General features: G+C 70.8%; 14 protein-coding genes and 2 pseudogenes. 12 read left to right on the top strand and 4 right to left on the bottom strand.

Going from position 1 to position 17,322, the window contains the following annotated elements; all coding sequences use genetic code 11:
* Positions 1-201 precede the first annotated feature (201 nt).
* The 5 genes and pseudogenes from NMN56_RS15590 to rbsD all read left to right on the top strand — a co-directional run bounded on the left by NMN56_RS15590 (position 202) and on the right by rbsD (position 6,293).
* The gene (locus NMN56_RS15590; protein ID WP_274043851.1) at positions 202-1,272 is read left to right on the top strand and encodes a LacI family DNA-binding transcriptional regulator; all 1,071 of its coding nucleotides are present in this window, start codon (positions 202-204) and stop codon (positions 1,270-1,272) included.
* Positions 1,269-2,834, top strand: coding sequence for a sugar ABC transporter ATP-binding protein (locus NMN56_RS15585; protein ID WP_274043850.1), 1,566 nt, complete (start codon positions 1,269-1,271; stop codon positions 2,832-2,834). Before NMN56_RS15590 ends, NMN56_RS15585 begins: the two co-directional genes overlap by 4 nt.
* 19 nt (positions 2,835-2,853) lie before the next feature.
* A pseudogene (locus NMN56_RS15580) lies at positions 2,854-4,816 on the top strand (ABC transporter permease/substrate-binding protein).
* 89 nt (positions 4,817-4,905) lie between these two features.
* Positions 4,906-5,892 (top strand): ribokinase, encoded by a 987-nt coding sequence (locus NMN56_RS15575; protein WP_274043849.1) that lies wholly within the window; start codon positions 4,906-4,908, stop codon positions 5,890-5,892.
* Positions 5,889-6,293 carry a D-ribose pyranase gene (gene rbsD, locus NMN56_RS15570; protein ID WP_274043848.1) on the top strand — a complete coding sequence of 135 codons (405 nt, stop codon included), beginning with the start codon at positions 5,889-5,891 and terminating at the stop codon, positions 6,291-6,293. Before NMN56_RS15575 ends, rbsD begins: the two co-directional genes overlap by 4 nt.
* A gap of 244 nt (positions 6,294-6,537) precedes the next feature.
* Here rbsD and NMN56_RS15565 read toward each other — a convergent pair whose 3' ends face one another.
* From NMN56_RS15565 to NMN56_RS15555, 3 genes are read right to left on the bottom strand one after another with little or no spacing between them, the layout of a single operon-like run.
* Positions 6,538-7,374, bottom strand: coding sequence for a sugar phosphate isomerase/epimerase family protein (locus tag NMN56_RS15565; protein ID WP_274043847.1), 837 nt, complete (start codon positions 7,372-7,374; stop codon positions 6,538-6,540).
* Positions 7,374-8,546, bottom strand: a complete 1,173-nt coding sequence (locus NMN56_RS15560; protein WP_274043846.1) for a dihydrodipicolinate synthase family protein — start codon at positions 8,544-8,546, stop codon at positions 7,374-7,376. The genes NMN56_RS15565 and NMN56_RS15560 overlap by 1 nt, the downstream gene beginning before the upstream one ends.
* Positions 8,543-9,706, bottom strand: a complete 1,164-nt coding sequence (locus tag NMN56_RS15555; protein ID WP_274043845.1) for a Gfo/Idh/MocA family protein — start codon at positions 9,704-9,706, stop codon at positions 8,543-8,545. Before NMN56_RS15555 ends, NMN56_RS15560 begins: the two co-directional genes overlap by 4 nt.
* Before the next feature lie 217 nt (positions 9,707-9,923).
* Here NMN56_RS15555 and NMN56_RS15550 point away from each other — a divergent pair, with 217 nt between their 5' ends.
* From NMN56_RS15550 to NMN56_RS15535, 4 genes are all read left to right on the top strand, one after another.
* Positions 9,924-11,024 carry a LacI family DNA-binding transcriptional regulator gene (locus NMN56_RS15550; RefSeq protein ID WP_274043844.1) on the top strand — a complete coding sequence of 367 codons (1,101 nt, stop codon included), beginning with the start codon at positions 9,924-9,926 and terminating at the stop codon, positions 11,022-11,024.
* A 35-nt stretch (positions 11,025-11,059) separates the two neighbouring features.
* Complete coding sequence (locus NMN56_RS15545; protein ID WP_430542584.1) at positions 11,060-11,581, top strand: GNAT family N-acetyltransferase; 522 nt, start codon at positions 11,060-11,062, stop codon at positions 11,579-11,581.
* A gap of 4 nt (positions 11,582-11,585) precedes the next feature.
* Positions 11,586-12,473, top strand: coding sequence for a sugar phosphate isomerase/epimerase family protein (locus NMN56_RS15540; protein ID WP_274043843.1), 888 nt, complete (start codon positions 11,586-11,588; stop codon positions 12,471-12,473).
* A gap of 494 nt (positions 12,474-12,967) precedes the next feature.
* Complete coding sequence (locus NMN56_RS15535; RefSeq protein ID WP_274043842.1) at positions 12,968-13,606, top strand: hypothetical protein; 639 nt, start codon at positions 12,968-12,970, stop codon at positions 13,604-13,606.
* 184 nt (positions 13,607-13,790) lie between these two features.
* Here NMN56_RS15535 and NMN56_RS15530 read toward each other — a convergent pair whose 3' ends face one another.
* On the bottom strand, positions 13,791-15,206 hold the full coding sequence (locus tag NMN56_RS15530; RefSeq protein ID WP_274043841.1) for a S28 family serine protease: 1,416 nt from the start codon (positions 15,204-15,206) through the stop codon (positions 13,791-13,793).
* Between the two features lie 172 nt (positions 15,207-15,378).
* Between NMN56_RS15530 and NMN56_RS15525 the strand changes: the two genes are divergently transcribed.
* The 3 genes and pseudogenes from NMN56_RS15525 to NMN56_RS15515 all read left to right on the top strand — a co-directional run bounded on the left by NMN56_RS15525 (position 15,379) and on the right by NMN56_RS15515 (position 17,252).
* The gene (locus tag NMN56_RS15525) at positions 15,379-15,876 is read left to right on the top strand and encodes an NUDIX domain-containing protein (protein ID WP_274043840.1); all 498 of its coding nucleotides are present in this window, start codon (positions 15,379-15,381) and stop codon (positions 15,874-15,876) included.
* A 15-nt stretch (positions 15,877-15,891) separates the two neighbouring features.
* Positions 15,892-16,120 (top strand): annotated as a pseudogene (locus NMN56_RS15520) (hypothetical protein).
* Between the two features lie 286 nt (positions 16,121-16,406).
* Entirely contained in the window at positions 16,407-17,252 is an 846-nt protein-coding gene (locus NMN56_RS15515) for an SDR family oxidoreductase (protein WP_274043839.1), read from the top strand.
* The last annotated feature ends 70 nt before the right edge of the window (positions 17,253-17,322 follow it).

Genomic DNA, 17,322 nt, shown 5'->3' with positions numbered 1-17,322 from the left:
ATCGCGGCAGCCCTGTGGATAACTCCCGACGACGTGTCCCGAGTTGAATCCCGGAACATCATCACGATCTCGCATCAGCCCCTTGTGCCACTCGGCGTGCATCCCGTTCCATGTCGATGTAATCGTTTCCATGCGACCACGGCAGACCGTCGACGACCGTGTGCGCGCAAGCACTTCCACCATCGGGGACCCGGCTCAGCAATGGCAGGCATCAAAGACGTCGCGGCACACGCCGGCGTCTCCGTGGCCACGGTCTCGCGCGTCCTCAACGGACACAGCGGCGTACGCGCCGACACCAGGACCCGTGTCCTGTCGGCCGTCGACGAGCTGCGCTACCGCCCCAACACCCTTGCCCGTTCGCTGCGTACGGACCAGACGCGCACGCTCGGGCTCGTGATCAGCGATGTGCTGAACCCGTTCTTCACCGAGCTGGCACGCGCGGTCGAGGACGCGGCACGCAGCAGGGGATACAGCGTCATCATCGGCAACGCGGACGAGCAGCTCACGCTCCAGGACCACCACGTGCGCACGCTGCTCGACCGCCGTATCGACGGGCTGCTGGTCTCCCCCGCCGACGGCGACTCGCTGGCGCTGCGCGAGGCGGCGGCCTCCGGCATCCCGATGGTCTTCGTCGACCGCTGGGTCGACGGGCTCGTCCGCCAGGGCGTTCCCGTCGTACGGGCCGACGGCCGGGCCGCCGTGCGCGAGCTGGTCGCCCATCTGTACCGGCTGGGACTGCGCAGGCTCGCCATCATCACCGGACCCGTCGCCAGCACCACGAGCAACGAGCGCGTGCACGCGTTCCGTTCGGCGCTGCGCGAGTACGGGCTGCCGCTGCCCGAGGCGTACATCGGTCAGGGCGACTTCCAGACGGCGAGCGGGCGCAGGGCCGCCAGCGACTTCTTCTCCCTCCCCGAGCCGCCGGAGGCGGTCTTCGCCACCGACAACCTGATGGCGCTCGGCGTGATGGAGCAGCTGCGCGTGATGGGTCTGCGGGTGCCGGGCGACGTGGCGCTGGCGGCCTTCGACGACATCCCGTGGTTCCTGCACACCGACCCCCCGATCACCGCGATCGCCCAGCCGACCCAGGAGCTGGGCCACCGGGCCGTCGCGGCACTGACCGACCTCATGGAGTGGGGGCACCCCCGGAGTCCGTCCGGGGGAACGCCCCTCCCGACGGACTCCGGGGGATGGAGCGCCGGCTCCGTCACGCTCTCCGCTCACCTCATAGCGCGCCGCTCCTGCGGCGAAGACGAAAGGATCCGCCGTTGACCACCCCAGACCCGCCCCCGGCACGGGAGTTGCTGCGAACGGAGGGCATACGCAAGACGTTCCCCGGCGTGGTCGCCCTCGACGGCGTCGACTTCGACCTGCGCGAGGGCGAAGTACATGTGCTGCTGGGCGAGAACGGAGCCGGTAAGAGCACCCTGATCAAGGTGCTCTCCGGTACCTACCGCGCGGACGCCGGGCGGGTACTGCGCGGGGGCCGGCCGGTACGTATCTCCGGTGCCGAGGACGCAGAGAAGCACGGCATCGCCACCATCCACCAGGAGTTCAACCTCGTACCGCAGCTGTCCATCGCGGAGAACATCTTCCTGGGCCGCCAGCCGCGCCGCCTCGGTCTCGTGGACCGCAAGAAGATGGAGGACGACGCCGCCGTACTGCTCGGCAGGGTCGGCATCTCCGCTCCCCCGCGCACCCCGGTCTCGCAACTCGGCATCGCCGGGCGGCAGATGGTGGAGATCGCCAAGGCGCTCAGCCTCAAGACCCGTGTGCTGATCATGGACGAGCCGACCGCCGTGCTCACCTCCGAGGAGGTCAACCGGCTCTTCGCCATCGTGCGCAAACTGCGTTCCGAGGGCGTCGGGATCGTCCTGATCACGCACCACCTCGAAGAGATCCCCGCCATCGGTGACCGCGTCACCGTTCTGCGCGACGGCCGCAGCGTGGGCCAGGTCCCGGCAACGACGCCGCAGGACGAGATGGTCAAGCTGATGGTGGGCCGCAGCATCGAGCAGCAGTACCCCCGCGACACCGGCAAGGCGAGCGCGGCCGTCAAGGGCCGGCAGCCGCTGCTGCGCGTCACAGGGCTGCGCAAGTCGGGTGTCTTCCACGACATCGGCTTCGAGGTACGCGCCGGTGAGGTCGTCGGCGTCGCCGGGCTCGTCGGCGCCGGCCGCACCGAGGTCGTCCGCGCGGTCTTCGGCGCCGACCACTACGACGCGGGACGCGTCGAGGTCGGCGGCAAGAAGCTGCCGGGCGGCGACGTATGGGCCGCGCACGCAGCGGGGCTCGGCCTGGTACCGGAGGACAGGAAGGGCCAGGGTCTGCTGCCCGACGCCTCGGTCTCCGACAACCTCGGCCTGGTCACCCTGCGCGAGACGAGCAAGGGCGGCTTCGTCGACCGGGGCGGCCAGCGCAAGGAGGCCACGCGCATCGCCGAGCGGCTCGGCGTCCGGATGGCAGGGATCGACCAGCACGTACGCACGCTCTCGGGCGGCAACCAGCAGAAGGTCGTGATCGGCAAGTGGCTGCTCGCGAACAGCCGTGTGCTGATCCTCGACGAACCCACCCGCGGTGTCGACGTGGGAGCCAAGGTCGAGATCTACCAGCTCATCAACGAGCTGACGGCCTCGGGCCACGCGGTACTGATGATCTCCAGTGACCTCCCCGAGGTCCTGGGCATGAGCGACCGGATCCTGGTGATGTCCCAGGGCCGGATCGCGGGCGAACTGACCGCGCAGGAAGCCAGCCAGGACGCCGTCATGGCACTGGCTGTCGGTAGCGCCACACCTGGAACAACCGAGATGGAGGACTCTCCCCGTGGCCATTGATACGCAGCCGGGTCATCGCCTGGACAAGCGCCCGGGCGGCAACGGGACGCCGCCCGTCGTACGCCGGATCCTGCTGGACAACGGGGCGCTGAGCGCGCTCGTCGTCATGGTCGTGGCGATGACGTTCATGTCAGGCGACTTCCTCAGCACGCAGAACCTGCTGAACGTCGGCGTCCAGGCGGCCGTGACCGCGATCCTCGCCTTCGGCGTCACCTTCGCCATCGTCTCCGGCGGTATCGACCTCTCCGTGGGCTCGGTCGCCGCCTTCTCCGCCGTGATGCTGGGGTGGTTCACCACCACCGAGGGCATGCCCGTCTTCCTGGGCGTCCTGCTCGCCATCCTGACCGGCACCGCCTGCGGTCTGGTCAACGGCCTGCTGATCTCCTACGGCAAACTCCCGCCGTTCATCGCGACGTTGGCGATGCTCTCCGCAGCGCGCGGCCTCGGTCTCGTCGTCTCCGACGGCACCCCGATCACCCTGCCCGAGTCCATGTCGTGGGTCGGCCAGACGCTCGGCGAGTGGCTTCCGGTCCCGGTCCTGGTCATGATCGGGATGGGCCTGATCACCGCGGTCGTCCTGCAGCGCACCTACAGCGGCCGTTCGATGTACGCGATCGGCGGGAACGAGGAGGCCGCGCACCTGTCCGGCATTCGCGTGCCGCGCCAGAAGCTCGTCATCTACGCGCTGGTCGGCACCTTCGCCGCCGTCGCCGGAATCGTGCTCGCCACCCGGCTCGCCTCGGCGCAGCCGCAGGCGGCCACCGGTTACGAACTCGACGCCATCGCCGCCGTGGTGATCGGTGGCGCGAGCCTCGCCGGTGGGGTCGGCAAGGCTTCCGGAACGCTGATCGGCGCACTCATCCTCGCTGTTCTGCGCAACGGACTCAACCTCCTTGACGTGTCCGCTTTCTGGCAGCAGGTGGTCATCGGGGCGGTGATTGCGCTTGCCGTGCTTCTCGATACACTGCGTCGCCGCGCATGATCTTTGTGCGACGGGGGAGCACGCGTAGTTCATTCATCTGCCGACTGCAAGGAATGCAGCAATGAGCAAGAGAAAGAGCACGTCCGCGGTCATTCTGGCCACGACGGTCGCCCTCACCGCGTCCGCCTGTGGTTCGGGTTCCAACTCCTCGGGCGGAAAAGACGACGTCAAGCTCGGCTTCGCGATATCCGCGCTGAACCAGCCCTTCATGGTTCAGATGAAAAAGGGTGCCGAAGCAGAGGCGAAGGCCCAGGGCGCCAGCCTCAGCGTTCAGGACGCGCAGGAAGACGCTTCACAGCAGGCCAACCAGGTACAGAACTTCACCTCGCAGAACGTGAAGTCGATCATCATCAACCCCGTTGACTCCGACGCGGCGGGCCCCTCCGTCAAGGCCGCCGGCAACGCGAAGATTCCGGTCATCGCCGCCGACCGCGGTGTCAACAAGGCCAAGGTCGAGGCCACCGTCGCCTCCGACAACGTCGAGGGCGGCAAGATGGCCGCCAAGAGCCTGGCCGAACAGCTCGGCGGCAAGGGCGAGATCCTCCACCTGCGCGGGCAGGTCGGCACGTCCTCGTCCCGCGAGCGTGCCAAGGGATTCACCGAGGGCCTCAAGAACTACCCGGACATCAAGGTCGTCTCCAAGCAGCCTGCCGACTTCCAGCGTGCCAAGGGCCTGGACGTGACCACCAACGTCCTCCAGTCCCACCCGGACCTGGACGGCATCTTCGCGGAGAACGACGAGATGGCGCTCGGTGCGGCCAAGGCCCTCGGTGCCAAGGCAGGCGGCGACATCAAGCTCGTCGGCTTCGACGGCACCCCCGAGGCCATCAAGGCGGTCAAGAAGGGCTCCATCAGCTCGACCGTGGCCCAACAGCCCGCTGAGCTGGGCAAGATGGCCGTCCGCAACGCCATGCGCGTTGTCGAGGGCAACCCCGTGGACCCGCAGATCAAGGTCCCGGTGAAGGTCGTGACCAAGAAGAACGCCGACCGGTTCTCCTGACCGGAACAGCGGCACCGACAGAACGCTGAGCAGCTGAGAACGGCCCCCACGGGGGCCCGAGGCCCGCAGGGGCCGAGAGGGAGCACCGGATGCACGGATACGACCTGTTGGTCGTAGGGTCCGCCAACGCCGACCTGGTCGTCGGAGTCGACCGCAGGCCGGCGGCGGGCGAGACGGTACTCGGGTCGGATCTGGCCATCCACCCGGGCGGCAAGGGAGCCAACCAGGCAGCGGCGGCTGCCCGGCTCGGCGCCCGTACGACACTGCTCGCCCGCGTCGGGGACGACGCGTACGGACGGCTGCTCGCTCAGGCTCAGCGCACCGCGGGTGCCGAGACCGCAGGGCTTCTGGAGGGCAAGGACGCACCCACCGGCGTCGCCCTCATCACGGTCGACTCGGCCGGTGACAACAGCATCGTCGTCGCACAGGGCGCCAACGCCCGGCTCACACCGGACGACGTCGCCGGAGCACGACCACTGTTCGAGGCCGCCGCCGTGGTCTCCCTTCAACTGGAGATCCCGCTGGAGACCGTCGCCGCCGCAGCCCGCACAGCGGCGGAGACATCGGCCAGGGTCGTACTCAACCCCTCACCTCCCGCACCGCTGCCCGAGGACGTACTGGCGCTCTGCGACCCACTGGTGGTCAACGAGCACGAGGCACGGCGCATGCTCGACCAGCACGCGCACGACCCCGGCCGGCACACGCCTGGCGGCGCACAGGACGGTGCCGCGTCCGCAGAGCCCCAGGAGCCCGAGGAGTGGGCGACCGCCCTCCTCGGTATCGGCCCGCGCAGCGTGGTCGTGACCCTGGGTGCCGAAGGCGCCCTCGTGGCAGGCCCCGACGGCATGACCAGGGTTCCCAGCCCGCGCGTCGAGGCCGTGGACACCACGGGCGCCGGTGACGCCTTCACCGGCGCGCTGGCCATGCGGCTGGGCCGCGGTGACACGCTGGAGCAGGCCGTGCGGTACGCCGTACGTGTCGGGTCCTACACGGTCACCCGGGCCGGAGCGCAGGAGTCCTACCCCAGCGCCGCCGAACTGGAGAAGGCCGTGACGGCGGAGGCGACGGCACGATGAAGAAGGCCGGGATACTCAACCGTCATCTCTCCGGCGAGATCGCCCGGTTGGGACACACCGATCTCGTCATGGTGTGCGATGCCGGGCTCCCCATCCCCGAAGGACCCGCGGTCGTCGACCTCGCGTTCCGGGCGGGGACACCCTCCTTCGCCGAGGTGCTGGAGGGTTTGCTCGACGAGTTGGAGGTGGAGGGTGCCGTGGCGGCGAGCGAGGTGCGCGAGACCAACACCGAAGCGAGCACGCTACTGGACCGTCTCTTCCCCGGCTCGGGGACCACAGGGCTCCAACTGGTCCCGCACGAGGAGCTGAAGGCCATGACAAGGCAGGCGAGACTCGTGGTGCGTACGGGCGAGTGCAGACCGTACGCGAACGTACTACTGCGCTGTGGAGTGCCCTTCTGACCAGGAGGGAACCGTGGCCGCAGGCACCGGGCCACCTACTCGAAGGGCCCGGTCCTGAGACCGGGCCCTTCGTATTCTCCCCCTAAGGCTCTCCCCATGTATCCCCCCAAGGAGCGCCGATACAGGTTTGACCCGCGACTCTCCGGAAGGGTTGCACGGCGCTGCGTTATTTTTTCCGCCGCACCGTGGGTGGGGTGGCTCTTCAGCTCTCACGGAACGTCGCACCCGTAGCGTTCAACGTCCTTCACAGCACATGGCGCACATAGCGTTCAGCCGTCTCCCTGAGCACCTCGGCGCCGTCCCTCGCCCACAGCGCGGGGCTGAAGATCTCCACCTCCACCGCGCCCCGGTACCCGGCCGCTTCCACCCGCTCCCTGAAGCCCCGTAGATCGACGGAGCCGTCGCCGAGCTGGCCCCGGCCGAGCAGCACGCCCTCGGGCAGCGGTGTGATCCAGTCGGCGAGCTGGAAGGCGGCGATACGGTCCCCCGCGCCCGCGCGCGCGATCTGCTCGGGAACCCGTTCGTCCCACCACAGGTGGTACGTGTCCACGACGACGCCGACCCGCTCGGCGGGGAAGCGCTCGGCCAGGTCGAGTGCCTGCCCCAGCGTGGAGACCACACAGCGGTCGGACGCGTACATGGGATGCAGCGGCTCCAGGGCGAGCCGTACGCCCCGCTCGTGCGCGTAGGGGGCCAGCTCGGCGAGCGCCTCGGCCACGCGCTCGCGTGCAGCCGCCAAGTCCCGTTCGCCGTCCGCCAGTCCACCGGAGACCAGCACCAGGGTGCCGGTGCCGAGCGCAGCCGCCTCGTCGAGTGCCGCGCGGTTGTCGTCCAGGGCGCGGGTGCGCGCTGCCCGGTCCTTCGCTGTGAAGAAACCGCCCCTGCACAGGGACGTGACAGTCAGCCCGTGGTCGCGCATCAGCCCGGCCGCCTTCGCCGGTCCGTACGCGCGCACCGGGTCGCGCCACAGCCCGACGCCGCCGACGCCCAGCAGGGCCGCCTCCCGGGCGAGTTCGGGCAGCGAGAGCTGGCGGACCGTCTCCTGGTTGACGGACAGGCGGGCGAGGTCTGCGCTGTTCATCAGTGCACTCCATGGACGGCGAGCAGCTGCTTCATACGGGCCTGGGCCAGCTCGGGGTCGGGGAACAGGCCGATTCCGTCGGCGAGTTCGTAGGCGCGTGCCAGGTGGGGCAGGGAGCGTGCCGACTGGAGACCGCCGACCATGGTGAAGTGCTCCTGGTGGCCCGCCAGCCAGGCGAGCAGGACGACACCTGTCTTGTAGTAGCGCGTCGGCTCCTGGAAGAGGTGGCGCGCGAGGGGAACGGTCGGGTCGAGGGTGGCACGGAAGCCGCCCGCCCCGCCCGCGTCGAGCTGCCTGACGGCCTGCGCCGCGAGCGGCGCCAGCGGGTCGAAGACTCCCAGTAGTGCGTCGCTGTGCCCCTGTGCGTCGCCCTCGATCAGCTCCGGGTAGTGGAAGTCGTCCCCCGTGTAGCAGCGCACTCCCTCGGGCAGCCGCCGCCGCAGGGCCACTTCGCGCCCCGCGTCGAGCAGGGAGACCTTCACACCGTCCACCCTGCCGGGGTGCGCGGCGACGACGCGCAGGAAGGTGTCGGTCGCGGTGTCCAGGTCCTGGCTGCCCCAGTAGCCCGCCAGCGCCGGGTCGAACATCGGGCCGAGCCAGTGCAGGATGACGGGGCGCTCAGCCTGCGCGAGCAGGGCACCGTAGACCTGCTCGTAGTCCTCGGGGCCGCGTGCGGTGGCGGCCAGGGCGCGGGAGGCCATGAGGATGGCCTGCGCGCCCGTCTCCTCCACGGTGTGCAGCTGCTCCCCGTAGGCGGCGGTGATCGCGGCGAGCGTGTGCCCGGCGGCCGGCTGTCCGGTGGCGGGCAGGTGGTCTGTTCCCGCGCCGCAGGCGATCCTGCCGCCCACGGCGCGTGCCTCGGCTGCCGAGCGCCGGATCAGCTCAGCGGCGCCCTCCCAGTCCAGGCCCATGCCGCGCTGCGCCGTGTCCATGGCCTCGGCCACGCCCAGGCCGTGCGCCCACAGATGGCGGCGGAAGGCGAGGGTGGCGTCCCAGTCGACGGCGGCGGGCCCTTCCGGCGTGGTGTCGGCGAGCGGATCGGCCACGACGTGCGCTGCGGCGAAGACCGTACGGGAGCGCGGCGCCGGCCCCTGGGCCCCGGCACCGTGACCGCCCTTCCCCACAGGCGTGTAGGCGCGCAGCCGCCCCGAGGAGTCGGGCAGCCGGATCACAGGGACAGCTCCGGTACGTCGTAGCGGCGGCCTTCGGCGGAGGAGCGCAGGCCCAGTTCGGCGAGCTGCACGCCGCGCGCTCCCGCCAGCAGGTCCCAGGTGTACGGCTCGTCCAGCGCGACGTGCCGCAGGAAAAGCTCCCACTGGGCCTTGAAGCCGTTGATGCCCTCGTCCCCGTCGTTGTCAGGTACCTCCTGCCACTGGTCCCTGAACGGCTCGGTCGCGGGCAGGTCCGGGTTCCATACCGGCCTGGGGGTGCCGACGCGGTGCTGGTAGCGGCAGCCGCGCAGCCCGGCGACGGCCGAGCCCTCGGTGCCGTCCACCTGGAACTCGACCAGTTCGTCGCGGTGCACGCGCACCGCCCAGGAGGAGTTGATCTGTGCGACGGCCCCGCCCTCCAGGGTGAAGATGCCGTAGGCGGAGTCGTCGGCCGTGGCCTCATAGGGCTCGCCGTTCTCGTCCCAGCGGCGGGGAATGTGCGTCGCCGTCTGCGCCTGTACGGACGTGACCCGGCCGAACAGCCCGTGCAGTACGTACTCCCAGTGCGGGAACATGTCGCTGACGATGCCCCCGCCGTCCTCCGCGCGGTAGTTCCAGGAGGGGCGCTGCGCCGGCTGCCCGTCGCCCTCGAAGACCCAGTAGCCGAACTCGCCGCGCACGGACAGGACCCGGCCGAAGAAGCCGCTGTCGACGAGCCGCTTGAGCTTGCGCAGGCCCGGCAGGAACAGCTTGTCCTGCACCACCCCGTGCTTGACGCCGGCGAGCGCCGCCGCCCTGGCCAGCTCCAGCGCACCGTCCAGTGAGGTCGCCGTCGGCTTCTCCGCGTAGAGGTGCTTGCCTGCCGCGACGGCCTTCTTGAGCGCCTCTTCGCGCGCCGAGGTGACCTGCGCGTCGAAGTAGATGTCGATGCTGTCGTCGGCGAGCACGGCGTCCAGATCCGTTGACACCGCTTGCGGGTCGAGCCCGTAGCGCTCCGCGAGGGCGGTCAGCGCGTGTTCCCTGCGGCCGACGAGTACGGGCTCGGGCCACAGCGTCTCCCCGTTGCCCAGATCCAGTCCGCCCTGTTCGCGGAGGGCCAGGAGAGACCGCACGAGGTGCTGCCTGTGTCCCATCCGGCCGGTCACGCCGTTCATGGCGATCCGCACTGTCCTGCGTGTCACGTGGGCTCTTCTCCCTGTTCGGTCAGCTGGGGGCGGCGGGGCGCTCCCCCGGGTGCGGTGACCACCCTTTAGCAAGCGCTTTCTACTCCGGCACGTTAACCGCCAATACCGGACTTCTACAAGGGACTTGGTAGGCCATGTGGCGCCCCCTGTGGAGTGAGACCATGGCACCCCTTGTTCCACGTGCCGACACCGAGACGACCAGGAGGACCGAGCGATGGCAGTGACCCTGGCCGACGTGGCCGCACGCGCGGGGGTCTCGGCGGCGACCGTCTCCCGCGTCCTGAGCGGCAACTACCCCGTGGCGGGCGCCACCCGCACGCGGGTGATGCGCGCGGTGGAAGAGCTGGAGTACGTCGTCAACGGCCCCGCCAGCTCCCTCGCAGCGGCCAGCTCCGACCTCGTCGGCATCCTGGTGAACGACATAGCCGACCCCTTCTTCGGGATCATCGCCGGCGCCGTGCAGAGCGAGCTGAACGGCCCGGACGGCGCACAGGGTTCCCACAAGCTCGCCGTCGTGTGCAACACGGGCGGCTCTCCCGAGCAGGAGCTGACCTATCTCACCCTCCTCCAGCGCCAGCGCGCCGCGGCGATCGTGCTCACCGGTGGCGCGGTGGAGGACGCCGAACACAGCGCGGCTCTCTCCGCACGCCTCCAGCGCCTCGCCGCCGGCGGCACCCGCATCGTGCTGTGCGGCCGGCCCCCACTGGGCCCCGCGCTCCCCGGGCAGCGCGGACCCCAGGGGCACGGCGAACTCCCCGTACTGACCGTGGCGTTCGACAACAGAGGCGGCGCACGCAGGCTCACCGAGCATCTGCTCGCGCTCGGTCACCGCGCCATCGGCTACGTAGCGGGCCCCGCCGAGCGCACCACGACACGGCACCGCCTGGAGGGGCACCGTTCCGCGCTGCTGGAGCACCGGGGCGGGCCGGTGCGGGAGGCGGAGCCGCTGACGGTGCACGGTGGCGGTTACGACAGGTCGTCCGGGTACGACGGCGCCCTCGAACTGCTGCGCAGGGAGCCGCGGTTGACGGCGGTACTGGCCGCCAACGACACCGTGGCGCTCGGCGTCTGCGCGGCCCTGCGCGACCAGGGGCTGCGGATTCCGGAGGACGTGTCGGTCGCCGGCTTCGACGACCTGCCCTTCAGCGCCGACGCTGCGCCCGCGCTCACCACCGTACGGCTGCCGCTGCACGAGGCGGGGGCACGGGCCGGGAAGCTCGCGCTGGGGCGCCAGGGGCCGCCGCCCGGCGGGGTGGCGACCGTACGGGCCGACCTCATGGTGCGCGACTCGACCGCACGGCCCCGTACGGACTGACCGCGCGGAGCCCGAGCGGGCGCGAGAGGAGAACCATGGCTGCCGTGTTCCCGGGCCTCACCCCCGACCCGGACGCCGCCGTGCTCCGGTCCCCGCGGCCGGGCGACCTCGGCTGGATGGTCGAGCGCCACGGTGCCGTGTACGCGCGGGAGTTCGGCTGGGACGCCAGGTTCGAGGCGCACTGCGCGCGGGTCGTCGCCGCCTTCGCCGATGACCACCATCCGCTCCTGGAGCGCGTCTGGATCGCGGAGCTGGAGGGGGAGCGTGCGGGCTGCGCGATGTGCGTACGGGACGGCTCCGCGCCCTCGACCGCGCGGCTGCGGCTGCTGCTCGTCGAGCCGTACGCGCGCGGGCGTGGCCTGGGGCGGCGCCTGCTCGCCGAGTGTGTGGGGTTCGCCCGCGGGGTCGGCTACCGCGCCCTGGTGCTGCGCGGCCAGAACGTGCTGGTGGCCGCGCGGGGGCTGTGCCTGGACGCCGGGTTCGTCCAGACGGCGGAGACTCACCACCGCAGTTACGGCAGGGACCTTGTCGGACAGGACTGGCATCTGGTCCTCTGAGCGCATGCGACTCGCCTTCTCCACTCTCGGCGTCCCTGGCCTGCCCGTTCCCGAGGTGCTGCGCCTCGCGACCGACAACGGCTTCCACGGGGTGGAGCTGCGCGCACACCCCGAGGAGCCGGTGCACCCCGGCCTCGGTCTGAGCGAGCGCGTCGAGGTGGTGGAGCGCTTCAAGGACGCCGGGATCGCGATCCTGTGCGTTGCCGGATACCCGCGTGTGGCCGAGAGCGGCGAGGACGAGCCCGTTCTCTCACGGGTGCGCGCGCTGCTGGAGCTGGCCCGCGACCTGGGAGCACCGTACGCGCGGGTCTTCCCCGGAGGCGGCGAAGCGGGGATCGCCGAGGGCGACGCGACGGCGGTACGGCGCCTGACGAAGGCGGCCTCGATGGCCGCCGACCTCGGGGTACGCGTTCTGCTGGAGACCCATGACTCGCACCGCACGGGCGCCGACGCCGCGCGCGTACTGCGCGGGGTCGAGCACCCCTCGGCCGGGGTGCTGTGGGACGTGATGCACACCTGGCGTGGCGGCGAGGACCCGGAGAAGACACACCGGCTGCTCGCGCCGTACCTCGGCTACGTCCAGGTCAAGGACATCGCCTCGCGCGAGGACTCCACTCCCCTGCCACCGGGCGACGGCGTCCTGCCGCTCGCCGAGGTCGTCGAACTCCTCACCCGTGGCAGCGACCTGGGCTCGGCAGGAAGCGACGGCGGGAAGGGCGGAACCGACGGGTCCGCGCAGGGGAACGGAGGCGCGGCCGGGAGTGGGAGCGGGAACGGCGACTGGCTGTGCTGGGAGTACGAGAAGCGCTGGTACCCCGACATCCCCGAACTGCCGGCGCTGCTGCCCCGCGTACGCGCCCACCTGCTGGAGCTGCTGGCCGAGGCGGCCTGAACCGCACGCCGACCGCACGCCGACCGACACAGCCCGCGTACGGCCGCACAGGGACCGCACAAGGCCGCGTACGAGCCGCGCACGGCCCACCGGGCGAGCGGTCACCGATGTGCGCTCCGCCCTCGTGGGTAACTTCCTCCACAGGCACACCATTTCTGGGGTTTTTCCGTAAGGAGTGGAATTCCCGGAACCTTCACCCGCCGCCGGACGTCCCAACGGCGTACCGCCTGAGTCGCCGCGGCACGGTGTCGGCCTCGCTGCTGGCTGCGTCGCTGACCACCCTCTCCACCGCCCGCGGCAGGCGGTAACACCGCCACCGGTGCGCCCCCTCCAACTGCGCCGGTGGCGGGTCACTCCATCGACGTATGGTCCGCACGTCCGCGCCCCGTGCAGTCTGGAAGCGCGCCGGGAAAGGGGCGAGGACCCGGCGTAAGGCGTCGGGGAGCGCCGCGGTACGCGGGCGGCGAGGGAACGACCGGGGGGAGCCGGGCACCATGCGTATCCATGTGATGCGCGCGGCCGTGCTGACGGCCGGCTGCGCGATGGTGTTCGCGCTCGCCGCCAACGGCTGTGCCGGGTCGGCCGGTTCGGGCGGGGGGACGGGCGGCAGCGCCCATGCGACCGCCTCCGCACCGGCCACCGGGCCGGGCGCCTTCCTCGCACGGGGCGAGTGCGGCACCCGTAACAGGCAGCGGGTCGAGGAGGTGCCCTGCCAGGGCGAGCGCGCGGCGGCGAAGGTCATCGCACGCCATGAGGGCACCCGCGCCAACGGGCCGCGCTGCCCGGCCCGTACGGACTACGTACTGCACATCAGCGAGCGCCGCCCCGCCTCCGACGACAGCGGCGACGCCGGCGTGACCAGGGGGTACGCCTGCATGCGCGCCCTGGAGGCCCCGCACCCCGGCGACCCCGGGGGCGGCGGCGGACCGCTCACCGTCGTCGGCGACTGCGTCTACACCACAGGTCGCGACAGCGAGGTCAAGGAGACCCCCTGTGACGCGGTGCCCGGCCGGCACCCGCCCGAGTTCCGCGTCGACCGGCGCGTCACCGAGCGCGACCGCTGCCCGCCCGACACGGACCTGTACATCGACCTCGGCGGCACGCGACCGGTCGGCTGCGCCTACCGCGTGTGAACGGGCGTGCGGCGGCGCGCAGCTGGCCCCGGCACACGGGGCGCGCCGCGGCCCGCACGTGCTCTGCGGGGGCCGGCCCACGCGGGTGGGTGCGTGCCCCATGGGCGGCCGGTGCACGGAACGGGCCGCGACGGCGGGGTCTTCCCCGTCACCGCGGCCCGCGAGTCTTGCGCCGACGGTGCCGTTACGGGCGCAGCGTCAGTTCGTCCTTGTCAGGACGGTCCAGCTTCTTGTCGTACTTCGTGAGGCGCTTCGTCTTCGCGCCCGGGTCGATGTCGAGGCCGGCGAACTTCATCAGCGCGCGTGTGGCCTTCGCGCGGTCGTCCTCGGCGAGCTTGGCGATGTTGGCCCCGTGGTTCTGGCCGGGGGCCGTGTAGACAGCGGTGTTCTTCGTGTGCCTGCCGGGACGGAACGGCTCGGCGCTCCACGGGTCGTTCTCACCATTGACGAAGAGCATCTCCGAGGAGTGGTGACGCACCCAGCGGTCGACGTCGCGCATCGCCTTGTCGTGCTTGTTGAAGCGCATCGGGATGTCGCGCGGCACGTAGGTGCGCGGCTTGTTGAGGCCCGGGTACCTGCGCACGTCGTCGAGGAGGGGCTCCTCGTAGTCGGGGGCGCCGAGCTGGGTGCCCGCCTGGTAGTAGTACGGCGTGTACGGCAGCATGCCCTGGTCGGTACCTGCTGACCAGCCGCCGATCTCGTCGGCCCACTTGTACAGCTCGTCGGTCGACGCCTTCTCGCTGGGCACCTGGTCGCACTCGGACTCCAGGTGGTACTGCCAGTAGCCCCAGACCAGGTCCTGCGCGATCAGCTCGAACGCCTTGTCGGCGCTGCCGGCGAGCTTGAAGGTGTAGTCGTTCTCCTTGGCCCACTTCTTGAGGCGCGGCACCATCTCGCCGCGCCGCTCGAAGATCTCGTGCTGCACACCGTTCAGCTTGGCGCGGCACTCCTTGGAGCCGACGTTCTTGAAGAACTTGTAGTACGCCGAATCCTCGTCGTTCCGTACGTCGTTGGGCGCGACGTAGGCGACGGTTCCGTCCATGTCGTTCGGGTAGAAGCGGCGGAAGTAGGTCGCTGTCATACCGCCCTTGCTGCCGCCCGTGGCGATCCAGTTCTTGCTGTAGATCTTCTTGAGGGCCTTGAAGATCCGGTGCTGGTCGCTGGCCGCCTGCCAGATGTCGAGCTTGGACCAGTCGGCGGGCTTCGGCCGGGACGGCGTGAAGAAGCGGTACTCCATGGAGACCTGGTTGCCGTCCGTCATCTGCGTCGGCTCGCTGCGCCGGGGCTGCGTGTTCAGGTCGTACCCGGAGGTGAAGAAGACGGTGGGGCGGTCCTCGCCCTTGTGCAGCAGGGAGATCCGCTGCTTGAAGGTGCCCTTGGAAGGGTGCCTGTGGTCGACCGGCTGCTCGTAGTTGAGAACGAAGAAGCGGTAGCCGTCGACCGGCTTCTCCTCGATGAGGCTCATCCCCGGCACCGCGAGTATGCGGTCCTTGATGTCGGTACCGTCCGCTGTGGCGGCGGCCCCCGCTGAGGCGCTGCCGATACTCACGGTGCCTATGAGCACCACGAGCGACAGCAACCATCTGAGCGTTTTACGCATTCACCCTCCCCTGAAGTCGCCAAAAGTCGTCGTGAACCTATCGGCGTAACCCCCGCTCCGCCAGACCCAGTTACCCGGCGGAGTACGTATACGGGATCCGGCTCACCGCTGAGCGGTCGCTCCCGCCGTCCCGAACCGGCCACTGTCGGAGCCGCCTACTAGCCTTCCGGCCATGACTGATGCCGCGACACCGTCCCAGCCCGCACCTCTCGCCGTGGGGCCACGCGGGATGCGCCTGCTCTCTTTCCACCACGACCCGGAGGACGCGCGGTTCGAGGACGCGCCCGTCCGCTTCGCGCTGCTCGCCCTGTGGCACGAGGACAGGCTGCTGATGGTCTACGAGCGCGCCAGGGACTGCTGGGAGCTGCCGGGCGGCGGCATCGAAGCCGGCGAGACACCGCGCGATGCCGCGGCGCGCGAACTGCGCGAGGAGACCGGGCAGACCGTGCGTCCCGAGGCGCTGCGCTTCGTCGGCTTCGCCAGGACCGCGCTCGGTCCCGAGCAACGGGTGCTCTACGGCGCCCTGTACACCGCCAGTACCGAGCGCGCCCTCCCCTTCGCGCCGAACTCCGAGATTTCCGCGATCCATTGGCGCACCGGTGACGAGCCGCTTCCCTACGGCCAGGTCCAGACCGTCGACGAATATCTCGTCGCCCTCTGCGCGAGCTGAGCGTACGGTCGGCGCGTGCCCTCACCGCATGGCTTCGCCCACGAACGCCGTCCGGACGGCTCGGTGGTGATCACCCACCACGGCGCCCCCGTGACCACTCCGGGGCGCCCGCGCCGACCGGTTCCTCGCCGAGGTGACCGCTTCCGAGCCCCAGCAGGTCATGGCCCGCTGGACCGGCGACTACAAACGGGGCAACGAACGCCGCGCCCGTGAACACCCCCGCAACCGGCGCCAGGGCGGCTGACTCATCCGCAACCGGCCCGGAACGGCTGACGCCCCCCTCGCCTCCCGCCGCAGGCCACGGCGCGGCACGCACACCCGCACCGCCGCCCCCGCCCCCGCTCGCCCGCCGGACGGCCCGGCCCCGTCCGGTCCGGCACTCGGCCGTGCGGTATGGCGCCGTCGGATCATAAAATGGGCGATGTTCTGCATGGCATGAAAAGTCCCCCTTTGCTCGTCCCCGGATCGCTCCCGCAGGGGGCCCGCAGGGAGCGGGGACCCGCACGCGAGGGCAGAGAGGCGGCAGGGGCATGACGGGAACCATCCTCATCACCGGGGCCGGTACGGGATTCGGCAGGGAGGTCGCGCTGCGGCTCGCTGGGGGCGGGCACGACGTGATCGCGGGCGTGGAGATCGTCGCCCAGGTCGCCGCCGTACGCGCCGCGGCCAGCGAGCGAGGCGTCACGCTACGGGTGGAGAAGCTGGACGTCACCGACCCGGGCGACCGGGAGAACGCGTGGACCTGGGACGTGGACGTCCTGCTCAACAACGCGGGCATCTCCGAGGGCGGTTCGACGGTGGACATCCCCGCCGAGCGGCTGCGACGCCAGTTCGAGGTCAACGTCTTCGGCCCCGTCCTGCTCACACAGGGCTTCGCCAAGCGGATGGCCGCACGCCGCAGCGGCCGGATCGTCTTCATGTCCTCGGTCGCCGGGCTGACCGTCGACCCGTTCACCGGCGCCTACGCGGGGTCCAAGCACGCCGTGGAAGCGTTCGCCGACGCACTGGACCAGGAGCTGGCCGAGTTCGGAGTCACGGTCGCGACGATCAATCCGGGCCCCTTCCTCACGGGCTTCAACGACACGATGTTCGAGACGTGGAAGTCCTGGCGGGACGACCCGGCACAGCGCCTCTTCGACTACTCGCAGCTCTCCTTTCCCCATGAGCAGTACGACCCCGAACCCGTCTACGAGAGGACGGTCCGGGTCCTGCTCGGCGAGGAGAGCCGCTATCGGCACCTCCTGCCCACCGAGATGGAGGCACAGGCCCGCCGTCAGGTCGACGCCCAGTGGGAGCGCGAGCTGAACGACGGCAGCCGCCCTGAACCGGTCCAATGGGCCCTCGACCTCTCCCCGGCCACCCCCGTCCGGCCCTGACCCGGGAGAGAACAACGGGACGGCGGTTGTCGAACGTGCCCGCTGAGGTACCCGGAAGCCGGCACATGTC

The sequence above is a fragment of the Streptomyces iconiensis genome (assembly GCF_028657195.3).
Classification (GTDB): Bacteria; Actinomycetota; Actinomycetes; order Streptomycetales; family Streptomycetaceae; genus Streptomyces; species Streptomyces iconiensis.
Note: the sequence above shows the minus strand (reverse complement) of the source record. Positions and strands in the feature narration are given on the sequence as shown.

What these genes read in the sequence shown, in the direction of transcription:
- NMN56_RS15545 (WP_430542584.1), top strand. Translation starts at nt 11,060, where the DNA reads ATGGCTGCCGTGTTCCCGGGCCTCACCCCCGACCCGGACGCCGCCGTG.
- NMN56_RS15590 (WP_274043851.1), top strand. Translation starts at nt 202, where the DNA reads ATGGCAGGCATCAAAGACGTCGCGGCACACGCCGGCGTCTCCGTGGCC.
- NMN56_RS15515 (WP_274043839.1), top strand. Translation starts at nt 16,407, where the DNA reads ATGACGGGAACCATCCTCATCACCGGGGCCGGTACGGGATTCGGCAGG.
- NMN56_RS15525 (WP_274043840.1), top strand. Translation starts at nt 15,379, where the DNA reads ATGACTGATGCCGCGACACCGTCCCAGCCCGCACCTCTCGCCGTGGGG.
- NMN56_RS15575 (WP_274043849.1), top strand. Translation starts at nt 4,906, where the DNA reads ATGCACGGATACGACCTGTTGGTCGTAGGGTCCGCCAACGCCGACCTG.
- NMN56_RS15565 (WP_274043847.1), bottom strand. Translation starts at nt 7,374, where the DNA reads ATGAACAGCGCAGACCTCGCCCGCCTGTCCGTCAACCAGGAGACGGTC.
- NMN56_RS15540 (WP_274043843.1), top strand. Translation starts at nt 11,586, where the DNA reads ATGCGACTCGCCTTCTCCACTCTCGGCGTCCCTGGCCTGCCCGTTCCC.
- NMN56_RS15530 (WP_274043841.1), bottom strand. Translation starts at nt 15,206, where the DNA reads ATGCGTAAAACGCTCAGATGGTTGCTGTCGCTCGTGGTGCTCATAGGC.
- NMN56_RS15550 (WP_274043844.1), top strand. Translation starts at nt 9,924, where the DNA reads ATGGCAGTGACCCTGGCCGACGTGGCCGCACGCGCGGGGGTCTCGGCG.
- NMN56_RS15535 (WP_274043842.1), top strand. Translation starts at nt 12,968, where the DNA reads ATGCGTATCCATGTGATGCGCGCGGCCGTGCTGACGGCCGGCTGCGCG.
- rbsD (WP_274043848.1), top strand. Translation starts at nt 5,889, where the DNA reads ATGAAGAAGGCCGGGATACTCAACCGTCATCTCTCCGGCGAGATCGCC.